The sequence below is a fragment of the Alteromonas marina genome (genome assembly GCF_000808575.1).
GTDB classification, from domain to species: Bacteria; Pseudomonadota; Gammaproteobacteria; order Enterobacterales; family Alteromonadaceae; genus Alteromonas; species Alteromonas marina_A.
In genome coordinates this window covers 1-2,299 of record NZ_JWLW01000054.1, presented here as the reverse complement: position 1 = coordinate 2,299, position 2,299 = coordinate 1, and the positions used below count along the sequence as shown (strand labels likewise).

Below are 2,299 nucleotides of genomic sequence, written 5' to 3'. Positions count from 1 at the left end.
ATGCATGGCCGAATATGGATAAGCCTTCCCTGCTGACTATTCCTGATATATCAAGCGACGGTACACCAGAGCTCGCCGCTGCAGGCTTGAATACAGAGACCAACCGCTATCAACTGCAAATTAAAGATGGCAGCAACCGTAACATTACGCTTAGCAACATAACGTGGCCCAACCGCTGGGATGATGTTAGCTTCCATGTGTTAGACGACATGGACGGTGACGGCCTAGCCGACGTGGCATTACAAGGCGTAAACCGTACGTCAGGTAATCACCAACTCGCCATTGTTAATACTAAAAATGGGGAAAGTATTACCATTATGAATTTAGGCAGCGACTGGGATAGCCCCCCAACCGTATATCAGATTGGTGATACCGATGGTGATGGCGTGCCGAATGTGGTGGTGTTTGGGGGTAAAGCTGGGCGTACTTCAATGGTCACTTACTAGAATATAAAAAGAGGGCTAAACATTTACCGTTTAGCCCTCTTATATTTATGTAAGCATGTACTTCTTAGTAAGAAGAACTTACTTTTCTAAGTCGCAACTCATTGCTGCTGTCTTTTCCTATAAATAGCAGCTCTTTCTTGCCATCATTGTTGTCATCGTCTATCAACTTAATGGTTGGCGGCTCACTCCAATTTGCACCCAGGTTGATTTGCGTAGTTTCACTGCTTAGTGCTGTATCTACTTGCGCAATAGAAAGCACATACTGGTTAGATCTTTCGTCTTTACCTAATAGAGCAAAACTTGCCATGCCGTCACCATTCATATTGTTCAGTACATGGTACGAAACCTCTGAATAGTTATTTGCCCACGTTAGTCGTAACAGCTGTTCGTTTCGGTCTGTACCGCTTTTAACCGATATTTGATGTCTTTGAACATCAGTTCTGAACCCAGATAGCATAAGCTCTGAAATACCGTCGAAGTTTAAGTCTTCTACGACCTCAAGTTGCACATTCTGCATGCCTTCTGGCCAAGCGAAGATCCCTAAAGTTCCTCTAATTTCATTTCCACTTTTAGTGAATAGCTGAATGCGCCCATCTTCTTTGCTGGTGCCCAGCATTCCCCAGTCGGTAACTCCATCGCCATTAATATCGGCTAATCTATTCCAACTTACCGCATCCCACTTATCTGGAAAGTTGTATGAATAAAGTCTTTCGTCTGCGACTTTTGCATTAAGCACTTTGATTTGTGTTTTACTGTTTTTAAACAATTTTCCTGATAACGAAATATCGCCAACACCATCACCGTTCATGTCACTGTGTTGATGCCACTGTGGTGCGCTAAACAAGTTAGGGAAACTGTATGTCGCAATTTTTTCGCGAGATAAACCGTCTCTTACGATTAGTTGTGGTCTTAAACCATCTACTAAGAAGCGACCTTCAAGCGCTACCTCTTTGTGCCCATTTCCGTTAAGGTCGTCTAATTGCTTAACACGAGCTTCAACCCAGTTAGATGGCCAATTAAATTTAACTACGCTCCCATCTACTGGGTCTCTTACTTCAAGCTGGGGTTTAAGGCTGATGTTATCGAACTCATCGTATTGCTCAATTACACCAAATACACCGATGTCAGGCACACCGTTACCTGTCATATCGTCTAACACAATTACTTGAGTCGATTGATATTTATTGGCCCAATGCGCTGTCTGCTTAGGCAACGAGTAAATATCTCCACCCGACACTAGTGCCGCTGAGATATTCCCTTCGTCATCGCTTTCAATAACGGCATAGTCGTTAACCAAGTCGTTATCTACATCGCCCAGGTCTACTACATCAATAAGGCCAGAAACGATTGCATAAGGCTGGGTAGGAAAGTTATCTGATCTATCTGGAATACCATCGCCATCAGTATCATCAGCGTTGATGTCGGTGCCTAGGCTAAACTCTTCAAAATTAGAGAAACCATCTTCATCTTGGTCTAAGTCTCCATCTCGTCTATTTAATGGGTTTAGACCATTTAAATACTCAACACCATCTGGAATACCATCGTTATCGGTGTCAGCGTCGTTAGGATCAGTCCCTTCGTTGATTTCAGCGGTGTAACCCAAACCGTCGTTATCAGGGTCGCTGATATCGTGAATGTTAATGAATGCATCGTCTACTTGAACGTTATGCCCGTGTCCACTCGGCTTGTTAAGACGGATAGTATAAGAAAGCGCACGTGTACCCACTGGAATAATTGCTTCCGCTTTTCTTTCTTTCCACTCATCTATAGCTGTGCCAGATTGGCTTAGCACCGCTCCTGCGCCAAACGGATTGCCGTTCTCGTCTAAGAAAACCAGCGTGATCTCAGAAAGA

The 2,299-nt window shown here is 43.8% G+C and carries 2 pseudogenes; one reads left to right on the top strand and one right to left on the bottom strand.

The features are described from left to right. Nucleotides 1-446 (top strand): annotated as a pseudogene (locus RJ41_RS14715) (hypothetical protein); the annotation flags it as partial. Between the two features lie 64 nt (nucleotides 447-510). Here RJ41_RS14715 and RJ41_RS19215 read toward each other — a convergent pair. Continuing rightward, a pseudogene (locus RJ41_RS19215) lies at nucleotides 511-2,299 on the bottom strand (hypothetical protein); the annotation flags it as partial.